The 1,344-nt window shown below is 54.8% G+C and carries 1 protein-coding gene; it reads left to right on the forward strand.

Annotated features, from left to right (window positions below; translation table 11 throughout):
• Positions 1 to 268: 268 nt before the first annotated feature.
• Positions 269 to 1,344 (forward strand): Bcr/CflA family efflux MFS transporter (locus tag GOX53_RS29395; protein WP_254446868.1); only part of this gene is annotated, 1,076 nt, incomplete at its 3' end.

Below are 1,344 nucleotides of genomic sequence, written 5' to 3' on the forward strand. Positions count from 1 at the left end.
GCGCAGTGCGTGAATGGCAGCTTTGTTTGTTGCCACAGTCGAACAACCTGTCTACGCTCTTTTTCAAAGGAGTGAGACCATGACCTTCAATTTCGTCGTCGTAGTAAGCAAGAGGTGCATGGTTCGATAAGGTTTTCCATATCCGTTTCCATGTGCCCCCGACATTCTCGGGGGCTTTTTTGTTTTCATAGCTCAGAACGCCAAGATGAACCGCACAAGAACACCTCCACATTTGATCACATTGATCCTGTTGACTGGGTTATCGCCCATGTCGCTCAACATGTTTCTGCCTTCGCTGGCTAACATCGCAATCGACCTCGAAACCGACTACAGCACTGTCAGTCTGGCAGTGTCTGGGTATCTGGCCATTACGGCGATCATCCAGCTTATCATCGGTCCCTTGTCAGACCGGATCGGCAGGCGGCCGGTGCTTCTGGGGGCTTTGCTTATTTTCTTGTTCGCCTCCTTGGGTTGCACCTTTGCTCAGAACATCGAGGTCTTTCTTTGCTGCCGGATGCTCCAGGGCGGGATCATCGGCGGGTATACGCTTTCTCTCGCAATCGTTCGGGACATAAGAACTGAGCGGGAAGCCGTGAGCCTGATCGGCTATATCGGGATGGCGATGGGAATCGCCCCGATGATCGGTCCTATGCTGGGTGGCGTTTTAGACACCTTCTTAGGGTGGCGGTATGTCTTTGGCTGCTATGCTGTTGCTGGCTTCGGATTGCTGCTGCTTTGTTGGTTGGATCTCGGAGAGACGAGGCCGCAAAGGGCGACAGGTACAAGCGCTCCGGTGCTCGGCGCGACAGCGCTAATCCGTGAGCCGCTGTTCTGGGCCTACGCACTCTGCGGCACACTTTCTGTCGGTGCATTCTACATCTTTTTGACCGGCGCACCCCTTGTTGCGAAGTCCACTTTTAATGTCACAACCGCCGAACTAGGGTTCTACATCGGGACCATCACGGTTGGCTTCATGATCGGCGGGTTTCTGGCCGGTCGCATAGGGAAGCATTTCGAACCGACAACTATAATGGTTACGGGACGGGTTGTGGCTTGTACTGGTCTCGTGGGTGGTTTGGTGTTGCTCGCGACGGGGATCACGTCAACGGAGCTTTTCTTTGCGAGTACCATTTTCGTCGGTTTAGGGAACGGGATTACCATGCCCGGAAGCAATGCCGGTGCCATGTCGGTTCGACCTGATCTCGCTGGAGGTGCTGCCGGAGTGAGCGGCGCTCTCATCGTTGCTGGTGGTGCAGTTTTGACCGCAGCGACTGGCAACCTCGTGTCAGAGGTCAACGGCGCTTTCACACTGCTCATATTGATGTTGGCCGCCTCTGGTTTGGC

Origin of the sequence: Ruegeria sp. HKCCD8929 (assembly GCF_013031405.1) — a bacterium.
Taxonomy (GTDB): Bacteria; Pseudomonadota; Alphaproteobacteria; order Rhodobacterales; family Rhodobacteraceae; genus Ruegeria.